At 62.2% G+C, this 25273-nt stretch carries 28 protein-coding genes and 2 tRNA genes; 14 read left to right on the forward strand and 16 right to left on the reverse strand.

Annotated elements, in window-relative coordinates:
- Window positions 1–234: 234 nt before the first annotated feature.
- Window positions 235–311 (reverse strand) — tRNA-Val (locus D886_RS0103965).
- 201 nt (window positions 312–512) lie between these two features.
- Between D886_RS0103965 and D886_RS0103970 the strand changes: the two genes are divergently transcribed.
- The gene (locus tag D886_RS0103970; protein ID WP_027592660.1) at window positions 513–1796 is read left to right on the forward strand and encodes an FAD-binding oxidoreductase; all 1284 of its coding nucleotides are present in this window, start codon (window positions 513–515) and stop codon (window positions 1794–1796) included.
- A gap of 62 nt (window positions 1797–1858) precedes the next feature.
- On the opposite strand, the gene D886_RS0103975 is transcribed toward D886_RS0103970, so the two are convergent.
- A complete protein-coding gene (locus D886_RS0103975; protein WP_027592661.1) occupies window positions 1859–2602 on the reverse strand; it encodes a peptidase C39 family protein in 744 nt (247 codons plus the stop codon).
- A 166-nt stretch (window positions 2603–2768) separates the two neighbouring features.
- On the opposite strand from D886_RS0103975, the gene D886_RS28320 reads away from it, so the two are divergent.
- Window positions 2769–2945, forward strand: coding sequence for a hypothetical protein (locus tag D886_RS28320; RefSeq protein ID WP_177323871.1), 177 nt, complete (start codon window positions 2769–2771; stop codon window positions 2943–2945).
- 128 nt (window positions 2946–3073) lie between these two features.
- Here the strand turns inward: D886_RS28320 and D886_RS0103985 are convergent, their stop codons facing one another.
- Both D886_RS0103985 and D886_RS0103990 read right to left on the reverse strand, forming a co-directional pair.
- Window positions 3074–3826, reverse strand: a complete 753-nt coding sequence (locus D886_RS0103985) for a TerC family protein (protein WP_027592662.1) — start codon at window positions 3824–3826, stop codon at window positions 3074–3076.
- A 28-nt stretch (window positions 3827–3854) separates the two neighbouring features.
- Complete coding sequence (locus D886_RS0103990) at window positions 3855–4094, reverse strand: hypothetical protein (protein WP_027592663.1); 240 nt, start codon at window positions 4092–4094, stop codon at window positions 3855–3857.
- 133 nt (window positions 4095–4227) lie between these two features.
- Between D886_RS0103990 and nhaR the strand changes: the two genes are divergently transcribed.
- From nhaR to D886_RS0104005, 3 genes are all read left to right on the forward strand, one after another.
- Window positions 4228–5121 (forward strand): transcriptional activator NhaR, encoded by an 894-nt coding sequence (nhaR, locus tag D886_RS0103995; RefSeq protein ID WP_027592664.1) that lies wholly within the window; start codon window positions 4228–4230, stop codon window positions 5119–5121.
- Window positions 5122–5203: 82 nt separating this feature from the next.
- A complete protein-coding gene (gene sstT, locus D886_RS0104000; protein ID WP_027592665.1) occupies window positions 5204–6415 on the forward strand; it encodes a serine/threonine transporter SstT in 1212 nt (403 codons plus the stop codon).
- A gap of 135 nt (window positions 6416–6550) precedes the next feature.
- A complete protein-coding gene (locus tag D886_RS0104005) occupies window positions 6551–7198 on the forward strand; it encodes a YceH family protein (protein WP_027592666.1) in 648 nt (215 codons plus the stop codon).
- A 5-nt stretch (window positions 7199–7203) separates the two neighbouring features.
- Here D886_RS0104005 and D886_RS0104010 read toward each other — a convergent pair whose 3' ends face one another.
- The 9 genes from D886_RS0104010 to D886_RS0104050 all read right to left on the reverse strand — a co-directional run bounded on the left by D886_RS0104010 (window position 7204) and on the right by D886_RS0104050 (window position 15878).
- Entirely contained in the window at window positions 7204–7392 is a 189-nt protein-coding gene (locus D886_RS0104010; RefSeq protein ID WP_027592667.1) for a hypothetical protein, read from the reverse strand.
- Window positions 7393–7451: 59 nt separating this feature from the next.
- Complete coding sequence (ahpF, locus tag D886_RS0104015) at window positions 7452–9014, reverse strand: alkyl hydroperoxide reductase subunit F (RefSeq protein ID WP_027592668.1); 1563 nt, start codon at window positions 9012–9014, stop codon at window positions 7452–7454.
- A gap of 124 nt (window positions 9015–9138) precedes the next feature.
- Window positions 9139–9702, reverse strand: a complete 564-nt coding sequence (ahpC, locus tag D886_RS0104020; RefSeq protein ID WP_027592669.1) for an alkyl hydroperoxide reductase subunit C — start codon at window positions 9700–9702, stop codon at window positions 9139–9141.
- A gap of 281 nt (window positions 9703–9983) precedes the next feature.
- Window positions 9984–11339: a glutathione-disulfide reductase gene (gorA, locus tag D886_RS0104025; RefSeq protein WP_027592670.1), complete on the reverse strand. Its 1356-nt coding sequence runs from the start codon at window positions 11337–11339 to the stop codon at window positions 9984–9986.
- Between the two features lie 97 nt (window positions 11340–11436).
- Entirely contained in the window at window positions 11437–12276 is an 840-nt protein-coding gene (gene galU / locus D886_RS0104030; protein ID WP_027592671.1) for a UTP--glucose-1-phosphate uridylyltransferase GalU, read from the reverse strand.
- Window positions 12277–12323: 47 nt separating this feature from the next.
- Entirely contained in the window at window positions 12324–13685 is a 1362-nt protein-coding gene (locus D886_RS0104035) for a UDP-glucose/GDP-mannose dehydrogenase family protein (RefSeq protein ID WP_027592672.1), read from the reverse strand.
- A 126-nt stretch (window positions 13686–13811) separates the two neighbouring features.
- The gene (locus tag D886_RS0104040) at window positions 13812–14726 is read right to left on the reverse strand and encodes a c-type cytochrome (protein ID WP_027592673.1); all 915 of its coding nucleotides are present in this window, start codon (window positions 14724–14726) and stop codon (window positions 13812–13814) included.
- Window positions 14723–15373 (reverse strand): cytochrome c, encoded by a 651-nt coding sequence (locus D886_RS0104045; RefSeq protein WP_027592674.1) that lies wholly within the window; start codon window positions 15371–15373, stop codon window positions 14723–14725. Before D886_RS0104045 ends, D886_RS0104040 begins: the two co-directional genes overlap by 4 nt.
- Before the next feature lie 145 nt (window positions 15374–15518).
- Complete coding sequence (locus D886_RS0104050; protein WP_027592675.1) at window positions 15519–15878, reverse strand: hypothetical protein; 360 nt, start codon at window positions 15876–15878, stop codon at window positions 15519–15521.
- Window positions 15879–16038: 160 nt separating this feature from the next.
- On the opposite strand from D886_RS0104050, the gene D886_RS0104055 reads away from it, so the two are divergent.
- The 8 genes from D886_RS0104055 to csrA all read left to right on the forward strand — a co-directional run bounded on the left by D886_RS0104055 (window position 16039) and on the right by csrA (window position 21816).
- Window positions 16039–16341: a DUF1883 domain-containing protein gene (locus D886_RS0104055; protein WP_027592676.1), complete on the forward strand. Its 303-nt coding sequence runs from the start codon at window positions 16039–16041 to the stop codon at window positions 16339–16341.
- 7 nt (window positions 16342–16348) lie between these two features.
- Window positions 16349–16519 (forward strand): hypothetical protein, encoded by a 171-nt coding sequence (locus D886_RS28325; RefSeq protein ID WP_177323872.1) that lies wholly within the window; start codon window positions 16349–16351, stop codon window positions 16517–16519.
- 51 nt (window positions 16520–16570) lie between these two features.
- Window positions 16571–17647 carry a nitronate monooxygenase family protein gene (locus D886_RS0104065; RefSeq protein WP_027592677.1) on the forward strand — a complete coding sequence of 359 codons (1077 nt, stop codon included), beginning with the start codon at window positions 16571–16573 and terminating at the stop codon, window positions 17645–17647.
- A gap of 106 nt (window positions 17648–17753) precedes the next feature.
- Window positions 17754–18512 carry a molybdate ABC transporter substrate-binding protein gene (gene modA / locus D886_RS0104070; RefSeq protein WP_027592678.1) on the forward strand — a complete coding sequence of 253 codons (759 nt, stop codon included), beginning with the start codon at window positions 17754–17756 and terminating at the stop codon, window positions 18510–18512.
- Window positions 18512–19192, forward strand: coding sequence for a molybdate ABC transporter permease subunit (gene modB, locus D886_RS0104075; RefSeq protein WP_027592679.1), 681 nt, complete (start codon window positions 18512–18514; stop codon window positions 19190–19192). Before modA ends, modB begins: the two co-directional genes overlap by 1 nt.
- 1 nt (window position 19193) lies before the next feature.
- Window positions 19194–20285 (forward strand): molybdenum ABC transporter ATP-binding protein, encoded by a 1092-nt coding sequence (modC, locus tag D886_RS0104080; protein ID WP_027592680.1) that lies wholly within the window; start codon window positions 19194–19196, stop codon window positions 20283–20285.
- A 57-nt stretch (window positions 20286–20342) separates the two neighbouring features.
- Entirely contained in the window at window positions 20343–21365 is a 1023-nt protein-coding gene (locus D886_RS0104085; RefSeq protein ID WP_027592681.1) for a DNA topoisomerase IB, read from the forward strand.
- Between the two features lie 253 nt (window positions 21366–21618).
- A complete protein-coding gene (gene csrA, locus D886_RS0104090; RefSeq protein ID WP_023381281.1) occupies window positions 21619–21816 on the forward strand; it encodes a carbon storage regulator CsrA in 198 nt (65 codons plus the stop codon).
- Between the two features lie 46 nt (window positions 21817–21862).
- Here csrA and D886_RS0104095 read toward each other — a convergent pair whose 3' ends face one another.
- Genes D886_RS0104095 through D886_RS0104105 form a run of 3 tightly spaced genes read right to left on the reverse strand, consistent with a single transcriptional unit; the run spans window position 21863 to window position 24839 of the window.
- Complete coding sequence (locus D886_RS0104095) at window positions 21863–22216, reverse strand: response regulator (protein WP_027592682.1); 354 nt, start codon at window positions 22214–22216, stop codon at window positions 21863–21865.
- Between the two features lie 11 nt (window positions 22217–22227).
- A complete protein-coding gene (locus tag D886_RS0104100; protein WP_027592683.1) occupies window positions 22228–23673 on the reverse strand; it encodes an ATPase domain-containing protein in 1446 nt (481 codons plus the stop codon).
- Between the two features lie 29 nt (window positions 23674–23702).
- Window positions 23703–24839, reverse strand: a complete 1137-nt coding sequence (locus D886_RS0104105) for a nitrogen regulation protein NR(II) (RefSeq protein WP_027592684.1) — start codon at window positions 24837–24839, stop codon at window positions 23703–23705.
- 263 nt (window positions 24840–25102) lie between these two features.
- Between D886_RS0104105 and D886_RS0104110 the strand changes: the two genes are divergently transcribed.
- Window positions 25103–25187: transfer RNA gene (locus D886_RS0104110), tRNA-Leu, on the forward strand.
- Window positions 25188–25273 lie beyond the last annotated feature (86 nt).

Here is a 25273-nt window from a genome sequence, read left to right on the forward strand (position 1 = left end):
ATATTAGACATCGAATGCGTACCTGTAAAGCGTTTTTTTCAGAAAAATCAAAAACTTTCAGCTTTGCTGCGCTACCGGGTTTTGTAGGAGCAGCCTTGTGCTGCGAAAGGGCCCGAGTGGTCACCGCAGATCAATGTCAGCGGGATTGTCCTCTTCGCAGCACAAGGCTGCTCCTACAGTAAAACGCGTGCGCAATAAAAAAGGGTGACCCTTGCGGATCACCCCTTTTCGATTTGGTAGGCACAATTGGACTCGAACCAACGACCCCCACCATGTCAAGGTGGTGCTCTAACCAACTGAGCTATGTGCCTGTCGTGTGGTGCGCATTCTACGCAATCCAAAAACCCTGTCAACACTTTTTTTCGTGCTAACTCACTGAATCTTAACCTCTTTATAGAAAGGCTTCGGCGACAGCCGGGTAAAGGATTTTTAACGGACGACTAGCGGGTGTTTATTATTATTGATAGCATCGCTACATTCGTTAAAAATATAAAACACGAGGTTCCTCGAGCATGGCCAACACCCCCTACCCCCAGTCCTACTACGCCGCCTCGGCTAACCCGGTGCCGCCACGTCCGGCGCTGCAGGGTGAGGTGGAAACCGATGTGTGCATCATCGGCGCCGGCTACACCGGCCTGTCCAGCGCCCTGTTCCTGCTGGAAAACGGCTTCAAGGTCAGCATCGTCGAAGCGGCCAAGGTCGGCTTCGGCGCATCCGGCCGCAACGGTGGCCAGATCGTCAACAGCTATAGCCGTGACATCGACGTGATCGAACGCACCGTCGGCCCCAAGCAGGCACAACTGCTGGGCCAGATGGCGTTCGAAGGTGGCCGCATCATTCGTGAGCGCGTCGCCAAGTACAACATCCAGTGCGACCTTAAAGACGGTGGCGTATTCGCTGCCCTCACTTCCAAGCAGATGGGCCACCTGGAGTCGCAAAAGCGCCTGTGGGAACGTTTTGGCCACAATCAGCTGGAGCTGATGGACCAGAAGCGCATCCGTGAAGTCGTCGCCTGCGACAGCTACATCGGCGGTATGCTGGACATGAGCGGCGGCCACATCCACCCGCTGAACCTGGCCCTGGGCGAAGCTGCCGCGGTCGAATCGCTGGGCGGCATCATTTATGAGCAGACCCCGGCCGTTCGCATCGAGCGTGGCGCCAACCCGGTCGTTCATACGCCACAGGGTAAAGTGCGCGCCAAGTTCATCATCGTCGCCGGTAACGCCTACCTGGGCAACCTGGTGCCAGAACTGGCCTCCAAGTCCATGCCGTGCGGTACTCAGGTGATCACCACCGAGCCCTTGGACGCAGACCTGGCACGTACCCTGCTGCCGCAGGACTACTGTGTCGAAGACTGCAACTACCTGCTCGACTACTACCGCCTGACCAGCGACAAGCGCCTGATCTTCGGTGGTGGCGTGGTCTACGGCGCACGCGACCCAGCAAACATCGAGGCGATCATCCGTCCGAAGATGCTCAAGGCCTTCCCGCAGCTGCAGAACGTGAAGATCGACTACGCCTGGACCGGCAACTTCCTGCTGACCCTGTCGCGCCTGCCTCAGGTCGGCCGCATTGGCGACAACATCTATTACTCCCAGGGCTGCTCGGGCCACGGTGTGACCTACACACACCTGGCAGGCAAGGTGCTGGCCGAGGCGCTGCGTGGTCAGGCCGAACGTTTCGACGCGTTCGCCGGCCTGCCGCACTACCCGTTCCCGGGTGGCCAGATGCTGCGTGTACCGTTCAGCGCCATTGGTGCCTGGTACTACAGCCTGCGCGACCGCCTGGGCTTCTGATACCTCTGTAACAACGCACCGGCCGCTTTGCGGGTAAGCCCGCGAAGCGGCCGGTGCGCGGCTTACCGCCCCAGGCTGTTCACCGCCTGTTTGGCGGCGACTTCCTGCCCTGCGCGGGCCAGCTCATCGGCAGCCTGCAACCAACGTTGCCGGTCAACCTGGGCGGGCAGTTGCCGCGGCGGTTGCAGCAGCACCGCCCAACTCCCCTGCTTGGCCCAGGCCGAGGCAAAGTCATCAAAGGCCATCAGTTGCCGACGGTGCATGCCAGAGCGCAACAGTACCCGTTGCTTGTAGCGGTCATAACCGATCAGCACGGCGTAGCGTGGCTCGCTCCACCAGGCCGAACCCTCCTCGTAACGCAGCAACACCGGGTTGCCCGCCGCCACTTGTGTGAGCAAGGCGTCCAGTTGTTTGTCCAGCGCATACACCACCATGCCGTAGTCCCGTGCGACACGGGGGATACTGGTATCCAGCGTTTCGGCGCCTTGGGGCAGGTTCAAAGGTTTATCCAGCAGCCCGGGGGTGATCGGCGCACCCTGTTGCGAAAGCAGCGCCGCCAGGGCCATGGCCCCGCTGTGGTTGGCGTTACCCCGGTAGAACGGCACGCTGCTGATTTCGACCCGCTGCGGCAGGCCTTTGAGGCTGGCGGGCGGTGCGCTGGCGCAACCGGCCAGGCTGACTGCCACCAAGCCAGCCAGCAGCAACCGGCGTGGGGCTGAAGCCAGCGATTTGAAGGAAACTTGCTCCATGGGCACTCGCTTGTTCCTATGCCAGGCAGGCAGCGCCCGGCTCTGGCCACCGATCATAGGGCCCACAGGTGCGCGGGTATAGTCCGACACCGGCTTGTAGCGAATCGGCCTCAGCAATAGACCTAAGGTCAATGGAACGTCACAAGGGGCAGGCTAGACTAATGAAGTGTCTGTAAGGCGAGCCCTGGCTGACAGCGCGCTGGCCCGAGAGAAGGAGGCACACATGAGCCTGACCCTGGCAATCCTCATGCTGGTAGGTATGTGGCTGAGCGTCGCAGCCGCCATGCTGTGGGGTGTACTGCGTATCGTACGGCGTCATTCCCATCATCACCTGCCACCGCAGGGTGTGGCCGAACCTCAGGCTGTGCGCGGGGCGCGGCGGCAGGTAGAGGCGCATTAAACGCACGTATTTGATGTATACCTGTGGGAGCGGGCTTGACCCGCGAATGGGGCCACGCGGTGGTTGGCACCGGCTTCGCCGGTGTTCGCGGGGCAAGCCCGCTCCCACATGGCCCCGCTTTTTCTAGATCAACCCTCAGCCGCTTCGCGCTTCATCCGCGCCCGGCGGGCCATGATGTTGAGGATCTCGATCAAGGTCGAGAACGCCATCGCCGCATACACATACCCTTTCGGCACGTGAGCGCCCATGCCTTCGGCAATCAGGGTCATGCCGATCATGATCAGGAAGCCCAGGGCCAGCATCACCACGGTCGGGTTGTCATTGATGAACTTGGCCAGCGGGTCGGCCGCCACCAACATCACGATCACAGCAGCGATCACGGCAATGATCATGATCGGCAGGTGTTCGGTCATGCCCACGGCGGTGATGATGCTGTCGATCGAGAAGACGATATCCAGCAACAGGATCTGGCCAATGGCCGCGGCGAAGCCCAAGGTGATGGTGGAACCGGCCTTGGATTCTTCCTTGGCGCCGTGCGGGTCGACGTTTTCGTGAATTTCCTTGGTCGCCTTCCACAGCAGGAACAGGCCACCGGCGATCAGGATCATGTCCTTCCACGAGAAGCTATGGCCGAACACATCGACCACCGGCTCGGTCAGCTGGACGATCCAGGCCACGGTGCTGAGCAGCGCCAGGCGCATGACCAAGGCCATGCTGATACCAATGCGCCGCGCCTTGGAGCGGTACTCCAGGGGCAGTTTGTTGGTGAGGATGGAGATGAAGATCAGGTTGTCGATACCCAGCACGATCTCCATGGCCACCAGCGTGGCGAGGGCGACCCAGGCGGTCGGGCTTGCGGCGAGTTCCAGCAAATATTCCATTTAATCAATCCTGCATCGGGTCTTGGGGTCAGATGTCCTGGGTCTTTTCTTGCTTTTCAACGTCTTTTGGCGGCTGGCCTTCGCTGCCGATGGCATCGCTCAGGGCCTGCTGCGCCGCTTCGTTGGTCTTGTCGATGGCCTGCTTGGCCGACTGGGCCGCCTGGTCCAGCATCTGCTGGGCGGATTTTTCGGCCTGATCGCAGCCGGCCAGGGTGAACAGGGCCAGGGCCAACACCAAAGGCGTGCCAATGGATTTAAGCTGCAACATGGGTTCCTCGCTTGTCGATATTCCGGCGGCGCACGCAGCGCCTGATGGAGTCGCATTCTAAAGAGGCCAATACATCAGGAAAATTCGTATTTTCAGCGGTTATACTTCGGTTTTTACGAATCGAGAAAACCCGATGCTCAACTACCGCCAATTGCACTACTTCTGGGCCGTGGCCAAGACCGGCAGCATTGCGCGGGCCAGTGAGCAATTGAACCTGACGCCCCAGACCATCAGCGGGCAGATCAGCCTGTTCGAGCAGACCTATGGCCTGGAGCTGTTTCAACGGGTCGGGCGGCAGCTGGAGTTGACCGAGACCGGCCGCCAGACGCTGGTGTATGCCGAGCAGATGTTCCAGATCGGCGGCGAGCTGGAAGCCCTGCTGCGTGCCGGCCCACAGGAACAGATCCTGTTCCGTGTGGGCGTGGCCGACGTGGTCCCCAAATCCATCGTCTATCGCCTGCTGGCGCCGACCATGGAACTGGACGAGGTGCTGCGCATCAACTGCCGCGAAGACAAGCTGGAGCGGCTGCTGGCAGACCTGGCGATCCAGCGCCTGGACCTGGTTATCTCCGACAGCCCGATGCCCAGCCACCTGGACATCAAGGGCTACAGCCAGAAGCTGGGCGAGTGCGGCCTGAGTTTCTTCGCCACCCAGGCCTTGGCACAACGCCATGGCGGCCCCTTCCCTGCTTGCCTGCAAGATGCGCCCCTGTTGATTCCAGGCCAGGAAACCGTGGTGCGCAGCCGCTTGCTGCGTTGGCTGGGCGAGCAACAGGTGCAGCCGCGCATCGTTGGCGAGTTCGACGACAGCGCCTTGATGCAGGCATTCGGGCAATCGGGCAGCGGCATTTTCGTCGCGCCCAGCGTCATCGCCGAGGAGGTGTGCCGCCAGTATGGCGTGCAGTTGATCGGGCAGACCGAGGCGGTGCATGAGTCGTTCTATGCCATCTCAGTGGAGCGCAAGGTCAAGCACCCGGGCATCGTGGCCATTACCGAGGGGGCACGGCGGGAGCTGTTTCACTGGTAATTTTTCCCACTTCATTGCCGGCAAGCCCTACAGCGGTCTGTGGTAAAGTCCCGCCCTTTCAAAAACCGAGACTGCGCTGCACATGACCCCTGTCTTCCGCCTCCTCAACCGCACCAGCCTGGTGACGCAGATCGTCATCGGCCTGCTCGCGGGCATCGCCCTGGCACTGCTGGCGCCCGACGTCGCCCGCAACCTGGCCTTCCTCGGCAAGGTGTTCGTCAGCGCCCTCAAAGCCGTGGCGCCGATCCTGGTGTTCATCCTGGTCATGGCCTCGATCGCCAACCACCGCCATGGCCAGGAAACCCACATCCGCCCGATCCTGTGGCTGTACCTGCTGGGTACCTTTGCCGCAGCCGTGGTGGCCGTGGTCGCCAGCATGCTGTTCCCGTCGCACCTGGCACTGAGCGCCGGCGACGCCGCCCTGAGTGCACCGGGCGGCATCACGGAAGTGCTGCAGAACCTGCTGCTGAGCGCCGTCGACAACCCGGTCAATGCCTTGCTCAACGCTAACTTCATCGGCGTGCTGACCTGGGCGATCGGCCTGGGCGTGGCCCTGCGCCATGCCGGCGAAACCACCCGCACTGTGGTCGAGGACCTGTCCAACGGCGTGACCCTGATCGTGCGCGTGGTCATCCGCTTCGCCCCGCTGGGCATCTTCGGCCTGGTCAGCGCGACCCTGGCCCAGTCAGGCTTGAACGCCCTGCTCGGCTACTTGCACCTGCTGGCCGTGCTGATTGGCTGCATGCTGTTCGTAGCCCTGGTGATGAACCCGCTGATCGTGTTCTGGAAGATTCGCCGCAACCCGTACCCACTGACGTTGTTGTGCCTGCGTGAAAGCGGTATCACGGCGTTCTTCACCCGCAGCTCGGCCGCCAACATTCCGGTCAACCTCGCGCTGTCGGAGCGCCTTGGCCTGCATGAAGACACCTATTCGGTGTCGATCCCCCTGGGCGCGACCATCAACATGGCCGGCGCCGCGATCACCATCACCGTGCTGACCCTGGCGGCCGTGCACACCCTGGGTATCCCGGTCGACTTGCCGACTGCGGTGTTGCTGAGTGTGGTGGCAGCGGTCTGCGCGTGCGGCGCTTCGGGCGTGGCGGGTGGTTCGCTGTTGTTGATTCCGCTGGCTTGCAGCCTGTTTGGCATCCCCAGCGAGATCGCCATGCAGGTGGTTGCCGTGGGCTTCATCATCGGCGTACTGCAGGACTCGGCCGAGACTGCGCTGAATTCTTCGACCGACGTGCTGTTCACGGCAGCGGCGTGCCAGGCTGAAGAGCGACGCGGGGCTTAAGCGTGTTGGGGCCGCTTTGCGGCCCTTTCCGACCAGCCCGGAGCCCCGGCAAGGCCGTTCAACAAGCGCTGCCAATTGCCTAATGCAGCGGCTTTACCTACGCTAGTGGCCTTTTCCTCGCAATGAGACTGGGCCATGTCAGAACACGAAACCGCAGGTGAAGGCCGTTTCAACAGCACCGAGATCCGCATTCTCGGCTCGCTGATCGAAAAACAGGCCACCAGCCCGGAAAGCTACCCACTGACTCTCAATGCCCTGGTCCTGGCCTGTAACCAGAAGACCAGCCGCGAGCCGGTGATGAACCTCACCCAAGGCCAGGTCGGCCAGGCCTTGCGCGCACTCGAAGGCCAGGGCATGACACGCTTGCAGATGGGCAGCCGCGCCGACCGCTGGGAGCAGCGCGTGGACAAGGCCCTGGAATTGGTGCCGGCGCAGCTGGTGCTGATGGGCCTGATGTTCCTGCGCGGGCCGCAAACCCTAAACGAGCTGCTCAGCCGCAGCAACCGCCTGCACGACTTCGACGACACTGAACAAATCCAGCACCAGCTGGAGCGCCTGATTTCACGGGATTTGGCTTTGCACCTGCCGCGCCAGGCAGGCCAACGCGAAGACCGCTATACCCATGCGCTGGGTGACCCGGCAGAAATCGAGGCGATTTTGGCCGCGCGCCAGCAGGAGGGGGGCGCCCGCAGCAGTGGCGGTAATGTTTCGGAGGAGCGCATAGAGGCCTTGGAAGCCCGGATTGCAGCGCTGGAGGCGCGCCTGGCCGAGCTCGAAGGCTGAGCCCTTCAGTGCTCGGGGTCGGGGAAGTTGCGGCAGCTTTTGCGCTCGGCCAGTTCTTTATCGCTGGGGCGCTGGTCGACGAACACAGTGCGGCCATCGGCGTAGATTTCCAGATAGCCCCAGTGCAGGTCCTGCTCCTTTTGCCCGGGCTTGGGTGGCACTAGCCACCAGGGTTCGCGGCTGATCAGGGTCATGGGTGAGATTCCTGAGGGTGTCTGGAGTAATCATAGACACCCTCAGGCTTGCGCTTGGCTTACGCCGGCGCCGAGGTGCGGATCAGGTGATCGAAGGCTGCCAGCGAAGCCTTGGCGCCCTCGCCTACTGCGATGACGATCTGCTTGTACGGCACGGTGGTCACGTCACCGGCGGCAAACACGCCTGGGATGTTGGTCGCGCCTTTGGCATCGACAATGATCTCGCCACGCGGCGACAGCTCGACCGTACCTTTCAGCCAGTCAGTGTTCGGCAGCAGACCGATCTGTACGAAGATGCCCTCCAGCGCCAGGTCATGCAGCTCATCGGTGGTGCGATCCTTGTAGCGCAAACCGGACACTTTCTCGCCATTGCCCAGCACTTCGGTGGTCAGCGCACTGGTGATCACCTTCACGTTCGGCAAGCTGTGCAGCTTGCGTTGCAACACGGCGTCAGCACGCAGTTGGCTGTCGAACTCGATCAGCGTCACCTGGGCGACAATGCCGGCCAGGTCGATGGCCGCTTCCACACCAGAGTTGCCGCCGCCGATCACCGCCACACGCTTGCCCTTGAACAGCGGGCCGTCACAGTGCGGGCAGTAGGCCACGCCGCGACCGCGGTATTCCTGTTCACCCGGCACGTTCATTTCGCGCCAGCGGGCACCGGTGGCCAGGATCACGGTCTTGGCCTTGAGCGAGGCACCACCGGCCAGGCGTACTTCGTGCAGGCCGCCGTCGGTGGCAGGGATCAACGCCTCGCCGCGCTGCAGGTTCATGATGTCGACGTCGTACTGCTTGACGTGTTCTTCCAGCGCGGTGGCCAGCTTCGGCCCTTCGGTTTCCTGCACTGAAATGAAGTTTTCGATGGCCAGGGTGTCGAGCACCTGCCCACCAAAGCGCTCGGCGGCAACACCGGTGCGGATGCCTTTACGCGCGGCATAGATCGCCGCCGCGGCGCCGGCTGGGCCACCACCGACCACCAATACATCGAATGCGTCCTTGGCGTTGATCTTCTCGGCCTGGCGGGTGCCGGCGCTGGTGTCGATCTTGCCCAGAATCTCTTCCAGGCCCATGCGGCCCTGGCCAAACACTTCGCCGTTCAGGTAAACGCTCGGCACCGCCATGATCTTGCGCGCTTCGACTTCGTCCTGGAACAGCGCGCCATCGATGGCCACATGGCGCACGTTGGGGTTGAGCACCGCCATCAGGTTCAGCGCCTGGACCACGTCCGGGCAGTTCTGGCACGACAGCGAGAAGTAGGTTTCGAAGGTGAATTCGCCTTGCAGCCCTTGGATCTGCTCGATCACGTCGGCGCTGGCCTTGGACGGGTGGCCGCCGACTTGCAGCAGCGCCAGCACCAGGGAGGTGAATTCGTGGCCCATGGGGATGCCGGCGAAACGCAGGCTGATGTCAGCCCCTGGGCGGTTGAGCGAGAACGAAGGACGACGGGCGTCGCTTCCGTCCGCGCGCAGGGTAATCAGGTTCGACAGGCCGGCGATTTCCACCAGCAGGTCGTGCAATTCGCGGGACTTCGCGCCGTCGTCGAGGGAGGCAACGATCTCGATCGGCTGGGTGACCCGCTCCAGGTAGGTTTTCAGTTGCGATTTAAGCGTGGCGTCCAACATACGGGCGATTCCTTTTTCAATCTTCAGATACAAAAACGCCCAGGCAGTAGCGCCCGGGCGTTTGGCGGGGCGGTAGGTATTTCAGCTTTGGCGGCTGCTTACCGCCCGCGACTGGCGCACGACCTTAGATCTTGCCAACCAGGTCCAGCGACGGTGCCAGGGTGGCTTCGCCTTCTTTCCACTTGGCCGGGCAGACTTCGCCTGGGTGGGCGGCAACGTACTGGGCAGCCTTGACCTTGCGCAGCAGCTCGCTGGCGTCACGGCCTACACCACCGTCGTTGAGTTCGACGATCTTGATTTGGCCTTCTGGGTTGATCACGAAGGTACCGCGATCGGCCAGGCCGGCTTCTTCGATCAGTACGTCGAAGTTGCGCGAGATGATGTGAGTCGGGTCACCGATCAGCGGGTATTCGATCTTGCCGATGGTGTCCGAAGTGTCGTGCCAGGCTTTGTGGGTGAAGTGGGTGTCGGTGGACACACCGTAGATCTCGACGCCCAGCTTCTGGAACTCGGCGTAGTTGTCAGCGAGGTCACCCAATTCGGTTGGGCAGACGAAGGTGAAGTCGGCCGGGTAGAAGAACACGACAGACCACTTGCCTTTCAGGTCGGCTTCGCTGACCTGGACGAACTCGCCTTTGTGGTAGGCAGTGGCGTTGAACGGTTTGACTTGGCTGTTGATGATAGGCATGAGAGACGCTCCTTCATGGGGTTGGAATCAGTTGATGGAGAGAATCCTAACCGTTCATCCCAATGAAGGCTCATTGGCAAAGCTGATGCTGCTGATTGGTTTTGGCTATAACCAAGGTTTATTAATAGAAGAGATTGCGCTGAACAACGCAGCTGCTGGTGTAGCAGAACCCTGTGGGAGCGGGTTTACCCGCGAACACCGGCAAAGCCGGTGCCATACACCGCGTTGCATTCTTCGCGGGTAAACCCGCTCCCACAGGATGGTGTCGTCACACGCGATTATCAGCGGGTAACGGTACGCATGGTCACGAACTCTTCGGCCGCCGTCGGGTGCACACCGATGGTCTCGTCGAACTGCTGCTTGGTCGCCCCGGCCTTCAGCGCAATCCCCAGGCCCTGGACGATCTCACCGGCATCCGGCCCAACCATGTGGCAACCCAGGACCTTGTCGGTCTCGGCATCGACCACCAGCTTCATCAGGGTCTTTTCCTGGATGTCGGTAAGGGTCAGCTTCATGGCCCGGAAACGGCTCTCGAAAATCTGCACCTTATGCCCGGCTTCCAGCGCCTGCTCTTCGGTCAGGCCGACGGTACCGATCGGCGGCTGGCTGAACACTGCGGTGGGGATGTTCTGGTAGTCCACCGGGCGGTACTGCTCGGGCTTGAACAACCGCCGTGCAACGGCCATGCCCTCGGCCAGGGCCACGGGGGTAAGCTGCACCCGGCCGATCACATCGCCGATGGCGAGGATCGATGGCGCAGTGGTCTGGTACTGGTCGTCGACGCGAATGTAGCCGCGGGCATCCAGCTCGACGCCGGTGTTTTCCAGGCCCAGGTTGTCCAGCATCGGCCGGCGACCGGTGGCGTAGAACACGCAGTCGGCAACCAGCTCGCGGCCGTCCTTGAGGGTGGCCTTGAGGCTGCCGTCATCCAGCTTGTCGATACGCTGGATGTCCGCATTGAACTGCAGATCGAGGCCGCGTTTTTCCAGCTCTTCTTTCAGGTGCGTGCGCACCGAGCCGTCGAAGCCACGCAGGAACAGGTCGCCGCGGTACAGCAAAGTGGTGTCGGCACCCAGGCCCTGGAAGATGCCGGCAAATTCGACGGCAATGTAGCCACCGCCCACCACCAGCACACGGCGTGGCAGTGCCTTGAGGTAGAACGCCTCGTTGGAGGTGATGGCCAGTTCCTTGCCTGGGATGTCTGGCACCTGCGGCCAGCCACCGGTTGCGATGAGGATGTGCTCGGCCGTGTAGCGCTGGCCGTCGACGTCCACTTCGTTGGCGCCGGTGAGCCGTGCATGGCCTTGCAACAAGGTCACCCCGCTGTTGACCAGCAGGTTGCGGTAGATGCCGTTGAGGCGCTCGATTTCCCGGTTCTTGTTGGCAATCAAGGTGCCCCAGTCGAAATGCCCTTCTTCCAGGGTCCAGCCGAAGCCTGCGGCTTGTTCCAGCTCGTCAGCGACGTGCGCGCCATACACCAGCAGCTTTTTCGGCACGCAGCCGACGTTGACGCAGGTACCGCCCAGGTAGCGGCTCTCGGCCACTGCCACTTTCGCGCCAAAGCCCGCGGCAAATCGCGCAGCGCGCACACCGCCGGACCCGGCACCAATCACGAACAGATCAAAATCGTAGGCCATTTATTCAGTCTCCTAGGCTGGCGCCCAGCATACCGCCGTTGGCCGCCGCAAACAAAAAAGCCACCCCGAAGGGTGGCTCTCAGACCTGCCAGGCTTATCAGTAAGCCTTGCCCGTCTTGTAGTAGTTCTCGAAGCAGAAGTTGGTCGCGTCGATGTAGCCTTCGGCGCCACCGCAGTCGAAACGCTTGCCCTTGAACTTGTAGGCGATCACGCAGCCATCTTTGGCCTGCTGCAGCAGGGCGTCGGTGATCTGGATTTCACCGCCTTTGCCCGGCTTGGTGTTGGCGATGATATCGAAGATATCCGGGGTCAGGATGTAGCGGCCAATGATCGCCAGGTTCGATGGCGCGTCTTCAGGGGCCGGTTTTTCGACCATGTCGGTGACGCGGAAGATGTCGTCGCGGATCATCTCGCCGGCGATCACACCGTACTTGTTGGTTTCCTGCGGGTCGACTTCCTGGATGGCAACGATCGAGCAGCGGTACTGCTTGTACAGTTTGACCATCTGGGTCAGTACACCGTCACCTTCCGGGTTGACGCACAGGTCGTCGGCCAGGACGACGGCGAACGGTTCGTCGCCGATCAGCGGGCGGCCGGTGAGGATCGCGTGGCCCAGGCCCTTCATTTCGGTCTGACGGGTGTAGGAGAAAGAGCACTCGTTGAGCAGACGACGGATGCCGACCAGGTATTTTTCCTTGTCGGTGCCCTTGATCTGGTTTTCCAGCTCGTAGCTGATGTCGAAGTGGTCTTCCAAGGCACGCTTGCCACGGCCAGTCACGATGGAGATCTCGTTCAGCCCGGCATCCAGCGCTTCTTCAACGCCATACTGGATCAGCGGCTTGTTGACCACCGGCAGCATTTCCTTGGGCATGGCTTTGGTAGCGGGCAGGAAGCGGGTGCCGTAGCCGGCGGCCGGGAACAAGCATTTTTTGATCATATACGTCCTTAACGAAGGCTAGGCCTGTGGAATTCGGCGCAGTCTAATCAGGCGGCAGTCACCTTACAATGCCCCACCTGAGGCCGACCGATGCCATGATAGAGATAACCCAGTGTAGATAGTTCCTGAGCATCGTAAATATTGCGACCATCGAATACCACTGGCATGCGCATAAGCCCCCGCACCCGCACGAAATCCGGCTGCCTGAACTGCTTCCATTCGGTCACCAGTACCAAGGCGTCCGCACCTTCGACGCAGGCGTAAGGGTCTTCGCTCAGGCGCAGTTGGCCAGTGGCCAAGGCGTGGGGGTAGCGCCCTGCCATGCCGCCCAGCGCCACCGGGTCGCAGGCCTGTACCCGCGCACCGGCCGCCAGCAAGGCGTCGATCAGTACCAGGCTGGGCGCCTCGCGCAGGTCGTCGGTACCGGGTTTGAAGGCCAACCCCCACAGCGCCACGCTACGCCCACGCATGAAGCCGCCAAAATGCTGGTGCAGCGCCTTGAACAGCAAGGTTTTCTGCGCTTCGTTACGGGCTTGCACCGCCTGCAGGATACCCGCCGGGTAGCCAAGCTGCTCGGCGGTGCGGATCAGCGCCCGGACATCCTTGGGGAAGCACGAGCCGCCATAGCCACACCCGGCATAAATGAAATGGCTGCCGATGCGCCGGTCGCTGCCAATGCCTCGTCGCACCTGCTCGATATCCACGTCCAGCTGCGCGCAAAGCCCGGCCAGTTCGTTGATGAAGGAGATCTTGGTGGCCAGAAAGGCATTGGCGGCGTATTTGCTGAATTCGGCGGCACGCGGCGCCATCAACAGGATGCGTTCACGGTTACGCACAAACGGCGCATACAGCCGCTGTAGGCACTGGCTGGCGGCTGCGCTGTCGGTGCCGATGATGATGCGGTCCGGGCGCATGAAGTCTTCGAGGGCGCTACCCTCCTTGAGAAACTCAGGGTTGCTCGCCACCTCGACAACGAAGCCTGCGCCACGCTCGCGCAGGCCAAGCGCAATGTGCCGGGCTACGCGTTCTGCGGTGCCTACGGGAACTGTCGACTTGTTCACCACCAGGCACGGGTGGGTCAGGTGTCGCCCCAGGCTGTCGGCCACGGCCAGCACATGCTGCAGGTCGGCCGAGCCGTCTTCCTGGCTCGGTGTGCCCACTGCGATGAACACCACCTCGGCGGCGGCCAGGGCTTGCTGCCAGTCATCGCTGAAGGCCAGCCGGGCCGCCTGCATGGCGCTGTGCAACAGCGCCTGCAGGCCTGGCTCGTGGATCGGGCAGTGGCCTTGGCGCAGTTGCATCAGGCGCTGCGGGTCGCGTTCCAGGCAGACCACGCGATTGCCCATTTCGGCAAAACAGGCCGCCGTCACCAAACCAACATACCCCGCCCCGATCACACAGAGTTCCATGGCCGCGCTCCTTCAGGATGATGGCGGCCATTGCAACCCGGCAGTGGTTGCAGGGCGGTGACGGGTAGATGACAAAAACGGTTGTTGCCTGTGCTGGCCCGCGAATAGGCCAGCACAGCAACCCCGTCAGCTACCGGTTCCCTGCCCGATCAGCACCCCCTCGACCTTCTGCCCATACAGGTTCACCCCGTCATTGGCATGAAACTTCAGCCGCGTCTTCTCGATAGAGCCCTCCACCAACCGCGGGTCCTGCGGGCGCTCATGGCGGTTGATCCATGCCGCCACATCCCAGGCCTGTTCATCGCTCAGGCTGCCAGGCTTGCCCAGCGGCATGTTGTATTTGATGAAGGACGCCGCCGTGTTGATACGGTGCATCCCGGCCCCCCAGTTGTAGGAATCCTTGCCCCACAACGGCGGCATCACATACTCGCCGGCCACCTGCTGCCCTTCGCCATTGTCGCCGTGGCAAATCGCACACTGGTCACGGTAGACCTGCTGGCCACGCTTGAAGTCGTAGCCACCCTGGGGTTGCGGTACGTCGGGGTAGCCGCGCCCGGCGATCTCCACGCCTGTCGGCGCCTTGGTCGACAACCAGTAGGCATACACCGACAACGCCGTCATCTGCGGGCTGTCAGCCGCCGGTGGTTTGCCATTCATGCTGAACTGGAAACACCCCTGAATGCGCTCGGCATAGGTGTTGACCTTGTCGTTTTTCTTGCGATACGCCGGGTACATCGGATACGCACCCCACATCGGCGCAGAGTGGGCCAGGCGCCCCTGATCAAGGTGGCAGTTGCTGCAGTTCATGCCGTTGCCCACGGCTTCAGGCATCAGCCGCCGGGTATCGACAAACAGCGCATGGCCCTGGCGGACCATCTTGCCAAAGGCATTGTCCGGCAACTCGCTCTCGGCAGGCGGCACGAACTGCGGCGCGGCCTGCACGCCCGGCACTTTCAACTGCGACTGGTCTTCCATGGCGATCGGGGCTGCCTGGGCACTGCCCATGGCCAACAGCAGCACGGCTGGAATCATCGGTTTCATGGCGTGACCTCCGGGTGGACGGGACGGGCGAAGAACGCGGCAATCGCCTTGACCTCGTCATCGGTCATGGCCTTGGCCACGCCGACCATCAGTTGGTTGGGGTCATTGCTGCGGCTGCCGTCGCGCCAGGCATTCAGTTGGGCTACCAGGTAAGCCGCAGGCTGGCCTGCCAGCGGAGGGAAATGCTCACCCACGCCGCTGCCGCCTGGGCCGTGGCATTGCACACACCCCGGAATCTGCCGCTCCCAGTCGCCATACAGTGCCAGGCGCGTGGTGGGGTCATCGGCGATCTGCTGGCGGCGCAGATCGGCTGCTGGCTCAGCCGGGAGGCTGGCCAGGTAGGCACTGACGGCTTTGATTTCGTCGTCGCTCAGGGCCTTGGCAAGCGGTTCCATGACCGGCTGCTTGCGGGTGCCATTGCGCCAATCCTGCAATTGCTTGCTGAGGTAACCGGCCGGCAGGCCGGCCAAGCGAGGGAACCCGGCAGCGGCAATGCCCTTGCCGTCTGGGCCATGGCAACCTATACAGGCCATGGCGGCGGGGTTCGCCCCGCCCTGGGTGAAGATCTTCTGGCCATCGGCGGCATGCGCCGTGGGCCAGGCCAGGATCAGCAGGCTGCCGATCACGACTCGACTCAACGGGGTCATCACGAATCTCCATTTCTTTTGTTATAAGCTTAGGCTTAAAAAACATAAGCAAATGGATACTAGACCCGTAGGGCAAGTCGCAACAACGCCAACACCTACCAGGTGACAGCTATTGGCCTTTTAACCGCGCATCCGTTGCGCCAGATCAATGGCCAGAAATGCACTGCGTCGCTGCGGTGCGCACATCACCCAGGCGCAACGGGAAGTTGTTCAACCGTTCATGCAATTTGATGCTGCTGCCGCTGCCACGCGAGTCGATATCGACCAGTGCCGCCGGCCCAGCCCCGGCCGTGAGCTTTTGCGGGACGATCAGGCGCAAGCCATCACCGCGTTGCTCCTCGACCAACGGATCACGGGTATCGGCCAGCTTCTGCTTGACGCAATCGGCGTATTCACGCGGTGTCTTGCCAGACATCACATCCAGCGTTTCGTGCGACTGCTCAAGCTCCGAAACGCTGACACAGCCCCCAAGCCCCAGGAACAACGCCGCCACCATCCACTTCATTTGCAGCACCTCTGCCATCAAGAATCCAGTTCGACCACAGCCAGGCCTGTTTGCTCCCTGCTTTGGCAGAATTATCTACGCCTGGCCATCGAGCGCGGCAGCTTAGCGTGACATCGTGGTATCTTTCGCCTTTGCAGATCCAAACCTTGCGGAGCATCACATGAAATTCGTACACCAGCGCGAGCACCTCAACGAGGACGATATCGTCGTCATCGAGTGCTCCCAGCGCTGCAACATCCGCCTGATGAACGACGCCAACTTCCGCAGCTTCAAAAATGGCGGTCGACACACCTACCATGGTGGTGCCTTCGACAAGTTCCCGGCCAAGATCACCGTTCCAAGTACCGGTTTCTGGAACATCACCCTCGATACCGTGACCACGCGCCCGATCTCGGTAACGCGCAAGCCGACCTTGACCCACAAGATCAAGATCATCCGTCGCTCGTCGTCGAAACTCAGATAAGACCGCCATGACCCAGACCATCAAGTACGTCATCAAATACAAACTCGACGGCGCGCGCCGTTGGGATTTCGCACTCATGACCGATGCCTCCCACGAGCAGGCGCTGCAAGCGCTGCGCAAGATCCACGGCGAAGATGCCGAAAAGATCAGCGACATCCAGGTCAGCAAGGCCCTGTAAACGCCCCGCAGGTACTGCCGCACCGATCACGCCGCCCGCAAGGAGACCCGCATGAGCCCTTGGCCCGACCGCCGTATTCTCGATCTGCTGGGCATTGAAGTGCCTATTCTGCAGGCGCCGATGGCAGGTGCGACGGGCTCGGCCATGGCCATTGCCGTGGGCGCTGCGGGCGGCCTTGGCGCACTGCCCTGCGCCATGTTGAGCAGTGACCAGGTACGTGATGAGATCGAAGCGTTCCGCGCCGGCTGCCCTGGGCGGCCGCTGAACCTGAACTTCTTCTGCCACCAACCACCACCGCCCGACGCGATCCGCGAGGCGCGCTGGAAGCAGGTACTCAAGCCTTACTACAGCGAGGTGGGTGCCGATTTCGACGCCCCTACGCCGGTCTCCAACCGCGCGCCGTTCGATGAGCAAAGCTGCCAACTGGTCGAGCAGTTGCGCCCTGAAGTGGTGAGCTTTCACTTCGGCCTGCCCGAGCCCCACCTGCTGCAACGGGTCAAGGCCAGTGGCGCCAAGGTGCTGTCCAGTGCTACCACGGTGGAAGAAGCGCTGTGGCTGGAGCGCAACGGCTGTGACGCGATCATCGCCATGGGCTATGAAGCGGGCGGCCATCGCGGCATGTTCCTCAGCGAAGACATCACCAGCCAGATTGGCACCTTCGCCCTGGTGCCACAGATCGTCGACGCGGTCACGGTGCCGGTGATTGCAGCCGGGGGCATCGCCGACCACCGTGGCCTGGTCGCGGCCCTTGCGTTGGGCGCATCGGCTGTGCAGATCGGCACAGCCTACCTGTTCTGCCCCGAGGCCAAGGTGTCTGCGGCCCACCGCCGCGCGCTGGACACCGCGCCCGCCAGCGACACGGCCCTGACCAACCTGTTCACCGGCCGCCCAGCGCGGGGCATCAACAACCGCATCATGCGTGAGCTGGGGCCGATGAGCGACCTGGCACCGCGCTTCCCGCTGGCAGGTGGCGCGCTGATGCCACTGCGTGCAATCACCGACCCGCAAGGCAACAGCGACTTCAGCAACCTGTGGTCGGGCCAGGCGCTGCGCTTAGGCAGGCACATGCCGGCAGCTGAGCTGACCCAGGAAATTGCCAGCAAGGCACTGCAAAAGCTATCGCGCTGAACAGCACTTGCAGGCCATTACCGCCGTCGTCGTCCAGCCCCCTTCCCGGCCAATGGCCTATCGCTATATAGTTCACGCTATAACGATAACCCAAGGAGCTGTCTTCATGCGTATCCGCCCATTCCACCTGGCCGCCACTGCACTGGCCAGCCTGATCTGCCTTAACACTGCCTGGGCCGACGAAGTCCAGGTCGCGGTCGCAGCGAACTTCACAGCCCCCATCCAGGCCATAGCCAAAGACTTTGAAAAGGACACCGGCCATACGCTGGTCGCCGCCTATGGTGCTACCGGGCAGTTCTACGCCCAGATCAAGAATGGCGCGCCGTTCGAAGTGTTCCTCGCCGCCGACGACAGCACCCCGGCCAAGCTCGAGCAGGAAAAGGAAATCGTCCCAGGCTCGCGTTTCACCTACGCCATCGGCACCCTGGCCCTGTGGTCGGCGAAAGAAGGTTACGTGGATGCCAAGGGGGACGTGCTGAAGCAGAACACGTACAAGCACTTGTCCATCGCCAACCCTAAAGCCGCCCCCTACGGCCTGGCCGCGACCCAGGTGCTCGACAAGCTGAAACTGACCGAGGCCACCAAGGGCAAGATCGTCGAAGGGCAGAACATCACCCAGGCCTTCCAGTTCGTGTCCACCGGCAATGCCGAGCTCGGCTTCGTCGCGCTGTCGCAGATCTACAAGGACGGCAAAGTCACCAGCGGCTCAGCCTGGATCGTGCCATCCAACCTGCACGACCCGATCCGCCAGGACGCCGTGATCCTTAACAAAGGCAAGGACAGTGCCGCTGCCAAGGCGCTGGTCGAGTACCTGAAAGGCCCGAAAGCCGCCGAGGTAATCAAATCCTACGGTTATGAGCTCTGATGCCACTAGACGCCAGTGACCTGGGTGCCATCTGGCTGACCATCAAACTGGCCAGCCTGACCACCTTGATCCTGCTGATCGTCGGCACACCCATCGCCTGGTGGCTGGCGCGCACGCGCTCTTGGCTGCGTGGGCCGGTGGGCGCGGTGGTGGCCCTGCCGCTGGTGCTGCCACCGACGGTCATCGGCTTTTACCTGCTGATCGCCCTCGGGCCCCATGGCTGGCTTGGCCAGGCCACCCAGGCATTGGGCCTGGGCAGCGTGGTATTCAGCTTCAGCGGGTTGGTGATCGGCTCCGTGATTTACTCCATGCCCTTTGTGGTGCAGCCCTTGCAAAACGCCTTTGGCGCGATCGGCCAACGGCCGCTGGAAGTGGCTGCCACCCTGCGCGCCAGCCCATGGGACACCTTCGTCCATGTGGTGCTGCCGCTGGCCCGCCCTGGCTTCATCACCGCCAGCATTCTGGGCTTTGCCCATACCGTGGGCGAGTTTGGCGTGGTGCTGATGATCGGTGGCAACATCCCCGACAAAACCCGCGTGGTCTCGGTGCAGATCTTCGATCACGTCGAGGCCATGGAATATGCGCAAGCCCACTGGCTGGCCGGTGCCATGCTGGTGTTCTCGTTCCTGGTGCTGCTCCTGCTGTACGCGGGGCGCCGCGGCAAAGCTGGCTGGAGCTGAAATGACTGCATCGATTGTGGCGCGCCTGAAGCTGGCACGCGACGACTTTACCCTGGATGTCGACCTGCAACTGCCAGGGCGCGGGATCAGCGCGTTGTTCGGCCATTCCGGGTCTGGCAAAACCTCCTGCCTGCGCTGCCTGGCAGGGCTGGAGCGCGCCGCCAGCGCCTACATCGAAGTAAACGGCGAGGTCTGGGAAGACAGCAGCCGCGGCTATTTTCAAGCGCCTCACCTGCGCCCGGTGGGCTATGTATTCCAGGAAGCCAGCCTGTTCCCGCACGTGTCGGTGCGCGGCAACCTGGAGTTTGGCTGGCGCCGGGTTGCGCCCAGCGAGCGCAAGGTCAGCCTCGAACAGGCGTGCCAGTTGCTGGGCATCGGCCACCTGCTCGCACGTCGGCCCGCCACATTGTCCGGCGGTGAGGCGCAGCGCGTCGGTATCGCCCGCGCGCTGCTGAGCAGCCCACGGCTGTTGTTGATGGACGAGCCGTTGGCTGCCCTCGATGGGCCGCGCAAGCGCGAAATCCTGCCGTACCTGGAGCGCCTGCATGACGAGCTGGATATCCCGCTGGTGTATGTCAGCCATGCCCAGGACGAAGTAGCGCGCCTTGCCGACCACCTGGTGCTGCTGGAGCAAGGCCAGGCCGTGGCCAGCGGCCCGATTGGCGAAACGCTTGCACGCCTGGACCTGTCGCTGGCCCAGGGCGAAGATGCCGGGGTGGTGTTCGAAGGCTTGGTAGTCGGGCATGACCCCAACTACGACCTGCTCGACCTTCGCCTGCCCGGCAGCGGCGCGCCGATACTGCGCATCGCCCACCCCGCTCACGTCATGGGCAGCCCCCTGCGGGTAAAGGTTCAGGCGCGCGACGTGAGCCTGGCCCTGACGGCGGACGGCGCCTCCAGCATTCTCAACCGGCTGCCGGTGCAGGTGCGCGAAACCCGCCCGGCAGACAACCCGGCCCATGTACTGGTGAGCCTGGATGCCGGGGGCAATGCCTTGCTGGCGCGCATCACCCGCTTCTCGGCCGACCAGCTCGGCCTGCACCCAGGCCAGGCCCTGATCGCCCAGATCAAGTCGGTGGCTTTATTGGGCTGAGCAACCCTGACGCGGCCGTTGTCCATTGATCAGAGACCTGATCGAGGCCTGCCGCCAATGCTCGACTGCCCCCTGCCCCGCACCCTGCATTACGTTGACGACAGCCAACCTGGCTTGAGCCGACGGCGCTGGCGCGACCGCTTCATCTACCTGGACACCGAGGGGCAGCGGGTTCGCGACGCCGACACCCTCGCACGCATTGCCGCACTGGTGATCCCTCCGGCCTATAGCGATGTGTGGATCTGCGCTGACCCGCAAGGCCATCTGCAAGCCACCGGCCGCGACGCCCGTGGCCGCAAGCAGTACCGCTACCATGAGCAATGGCGCGAACTGCGCGACCAGCACAAATACGGGCGCATGTTGGCATTTGCCCAGGCACTGCCGAAATTGCGCTCGCAACTGGAGACCCACCTGGCCAGACCGGGCCTGGACCGGGAAAAGGTGATGGCACTGGTCGTCAGCCTGCTGGACCACACCCTGATCCGCATCGGCAACCAGCGTTACCTGCGTGACAACCAGTCATACGGGTTGACCACGCTGCGCAACCGTCACGTCAAGGTGCAAGGCGGCACCATCCGCTTCCAGTTCCGTGGCAAGCGCGGCGTCGAGCACGATGTCACCTTGCACGACAGGCGCCTGGCCAACCTACTCAAGCGCTGCATGGAGCTGCCGGGCCAAGCGCTGTTCCAGTACCTCGACGAAGAGGGGCAACGCCACAGCATCGGTTCCAGCGATATCAACCAGTTCTTGCAGGCGCTTACTGGCGCTGACTTTACCGCCAAAGACTACCGCACCTGGGCTGGCAGCAGCCTTGCGCTGAACCTGCTAAGGCCGCTGGCCTGGGAGCCGGAAACCGAAGCGAAACGCCAGGTCGCTGCCATCGTCAAGCAGGTCGCCACGCGCCTGGGCAATACCCCGGCGGTATGCCGGCGCTGCTACATCCACCCAGCCGTGCTGGAACACTTTGCCCTCGGCCGCCTGGCCAGCTTGCCCCGCAAACGTAATCGCAAAGGCCTGGATCCAGAAGAAGTGGCGCTGTTGTTATTTCTACAGGCGCTGGAGGAACAGGACGATCATTGACACTGTCTATTTAGGCCATGATGCAGAGAAATTTCCCATCCGGGCTGAACCCCCCTATTCTTGCCACCGAGCACCTTCGCCGGGACACCGCTTGCGGCAGTTACCGGCGCCTGCACCTGAAGATACGCAACAGAATTTGTCTGTCGGGGAATTCCTATCCGCCGAAAGCGTCTTTAATGAGAAGGAAGAGGGACTGGCTCCCACCGCCGCGGCAATTAGCCCGACGGATTTCAACATTACCAAGGAGAACTACATGCTGATACTCACCCGTAAGGTTGGCGAAAGCATCGTCATCAACGATGACATCAAAGTCACCATTCTGGGCGTCAAAGGGATGCAGGTGAGGATTGGCATCGATGCACCGAAAGATGTTCAGGTGCACCGCGAAGAGATCTTCAAGCGTATCCAGGCTGGCAACCCAGCCCCGGAAAAACACGACGACTCGCACTGAGCAGCACTGCCTCAAGCCGCACGGACGCGCTTGATCGACCTGCGCCTCAGGTGCCCAGCAGTTCGCGCACCTTGGCGATCATCCTGTCCATATCGAAGGGCTTGTCGAACACCGCGGCGAACAGCTCCGGGCATCCTTGGCTGGCCTGCGCGCCGCTCATGAGGATGACCGGCAAGTCGCTTAGCTGCAGCTCATCGCGCATCCTGCGTGCCAGCTCTTCACCATTGAGCAATGGCATCATGTAGTCGGTGATCACCAGCTCGACGCGTTTTTCCTTCAGTGCTTCCAGCGCCTTCAGGCCATTGCTCGCCTTTTCCACCAGATAACCTTCATCCTCCAGGGCAAAGCCGAGGATGTCGGCGATCAGGTATTCGTCATCGACGATCAGAATGGTGTTCATCAGCCGCCCCGTCACCCGCCGCCTTGCTGCACCGGCGTCCCGGAGAGCACGCCGCTGGCGCCCTCGAAGGCCTTGCGCAAGGTAATGCCCTGCGGGCCGAGCAACAGCTCGTGCAGCGCGGGGTCATGGTGGCTGTCACGCACCTTGAGAATCGACAGCATGCGCCGCAGCTGGGAATCCAGTTCGACGAAACGCATCAGCATCAAGTTGTCGACGATGCTCGACAGGTCCGGTGCCGGGGCCATGATTTCCGACCCGAACATGTCACGCATCTCCCAGGTCAGCAGCACACTGACGTCTCGTGCCCGCAACTCGCCGGTCAATGCGCGGAAAAACGCGTTGAGCCGAGTCGGGTCGATTGCCAGGCGGCTGAAGGCGCCCAGGCTGTCGATCACCACACGCTTGCTGCCTAGTGCCTCGATACGCTCAAGCAAGCGCGCACCAACCTGGTCCAGCAAACCCTCCGTGGTGGGCTGCCAGCACAGCTGCAGCGCACCTTCGCGTTCCAGAGCGGCAAAATCGTAGCCAAGCGATAGCGCCTTGAGGCGCAGGCGTTCGGGCGTTTCGTAGAAGCCAAAATGCACACCAGGGGCTTCTTTCGTGCACGCGCTAAGGAAGGCCAGGCCCAGGGACGTCTTGCCGATACCGGAGGGCCCCATGATGAGGCTGACCGAGCCTGTGGCCAGCCCGCCGTCGAGCATTTCATCCAGGCTCGGAATGCCCGAAGAAACACGGCTCAGGCTGGCGTTGCCCAGGTGGCTGGGGTGGCTGAACAGCGATTCCAGACGTGGAAAAACATGCATGCCCGCTTCATCGATCAAGCATTCATGGCGCCCCGACAGGGCTGCGCTACCACGCGTCTTGCGCAGTTGAATATGGCGCACGGCACGGCTGCCCACCAACTGCTCGCCCAGTTCGAGCACACCATCGACCATGGTGTGCTCCGGGCTACCCTCGTCCAGCCGGGCGCTGGTCAACAACAGCAGGGTGCAGCCGGCAAAGGCCGCGTGGCCTTGCAGTTCCGACACGAATTTCTTGGTGTCCAGGGTCGTTTCGGCGCGCACGCGGGCATTGAGCACCCCATCGACGATCAGCAAGCTGGCCTGCTGCCGGTTGATTTCCTGGCGCAGCAGCTTGACCACGGCATCGAGCCCTTCCTGCTCCAAGGTATCGAAGGCACTGACAAATTGAATCTGGTCACCCACCAGCGTCGGATCAAAAAACGCCAGCGTCCCAAGGTACTGGAACAGCCGCTCGTGCGATTCACTGAGCAACGTCGCTACCAATACTCTGCCGCCACCCTGTACGTGGCCACAGGCCAACTGATTGGCGAGGATGGTTTTGCCCGCGCCAGGCGGGCCTTGAATGATGTAGGACGCGCCCGTGACCAGTCCGCCCTTGAGCAGGGCATCGAGCCCTTCGATCCCCGTCACCAGCCGCTTGAGTGCTTGTGCCATGGTGTGTACCTGTAGAATTGGCGATCCGCTTATGGGTCACACGCGGGCAAATAGAGACGCATGCACGTGCCTTGGCCAGGCACGCTGTCGACGCTGATGGCGCCATTGCTCTGCTTGGCAAAGCCATAAACCTGGCTCAGGCCAAGGCCGGTGCCCTTGCCGAAGGCCTTGGTGGTGAAAAACGGCTCGAAGATACGTGGCAGTACGTCGGGAGCAATCCCGCTACCGCTGTCCTGCACCTCGAAGCACACATAACGGCCCTGCAACCCTTCCACATCCCCAACCAATTCGACAACATCGACCGCCAGGCCAATGCTGCCTTTACCCTCGATGGCGTCACGGGCATTGAACAGCAAATTGAGCAGCACCATCTGCAACTGCCCGGCATCGACTTCGATGGCGGGCAGACTCGCGGGCAAATGGTGTTGCAGGTCGATTTCACTTGTCAGCGAATGCTCGAGCAAGCCACGCGTGGCAGCGATCAATTCCAGGGGCGCGATGCGCGTGACATCCAGTTTGCGGTGGCGGGCAAAGCTGAGCAGTTGTTGGGTCAGCTCGGTGCCCCGTTCGCCGGCCTCGACGATGTGATGCAACATGCGCTGGATGCGCTCCGGGTCGTGGGAGGCCAGGGCCAGCCGGGCGGAACTCAGGATGATCGTGAGCATGTTGTTGAAATCATGCGCCAGCCCACCGGTCAGCTGGCCGAGCGCTTCGAGCTTCTGCGCCTGGAACAGCTGCGCACGCACAGCGTCGAGCTGCAGTGCCGATTCGCGCCGGTCGGTAATGTCCCGGGTGACCTTGGCCAGCCCAATGATCTGCCCAAGGTCATCGCGAATCACATCTAGCGCGGCCAGCGCCCAGAATTGCGAGCCGTCCTTGCGCACGCGCCACCCCTCATCCTGCGCCACGCCTTGCTCGAGCGCCTGGCGCAGCAAGCGCTCGGGGCGCCCTTGCGCGCAATCCTGGGGGGTGAAGAATAACGAGAAATGCTGGCCGATCACTTCATCGGCCCGGTAGCCCTTGATGCGTTCGGCGCCAGCGTTCCACGACACCACATGCCCCGTCGGGTCGAGCATGTAGATGGCGTAGTCCACCACCGACTGAACCAGCTGTTCGTAGCGGTGCGCGGGCATGACAGGGTGTTCGAGACAGTCAGCTGAAACCATGCAAACTCCACAGGCACAGCGGGGAGGAATTGGGCGTGATCAGGAGTGTCCTCTGCAGCCGCCCTTGTGGCAACTGATTGTCAGCGTTCTCGGTCGACGAGTACAGGCATTGCGGCCACGGATGAGGGCTGTCTTCCCTTGATCATAGGTGCTGCGGTTGACGCAACTATAACAATGGGTTATAAAGCGCGCTTGAATGCAACGCGCTTTCTACTTAGATACATCTGCTTAGAAGCCCGTCGGTCGTCAAGGCCCATTCAAGTGCGAGTGTGGTGGAATTGGTATACACAGCAGACTTAAAATCTGTCGGCGTGAGCCTTGCGGGTTCGAGTCCCGCCACTCGCACCAAATTCCTTCTAAAAAGGCGCCCTGGTGGCGCCTTTTTGCTGCCCAGCGGAAATCCCCGGTGCAACTGCTAGAGTGGAGCTTGTCCC

Source organism: Pseudomonas sp. LAIL14HWK12:I7 (assembly GCF_000483465.1).
Classification (GTDB): domain Bacteria; phylum Pseudomonadota; class Gammaproteobacteria; order Pseudomonadales; family Pseudomonadaceae; genus Aquipseudomonas; species Aquipseudomonas kermanshahensis.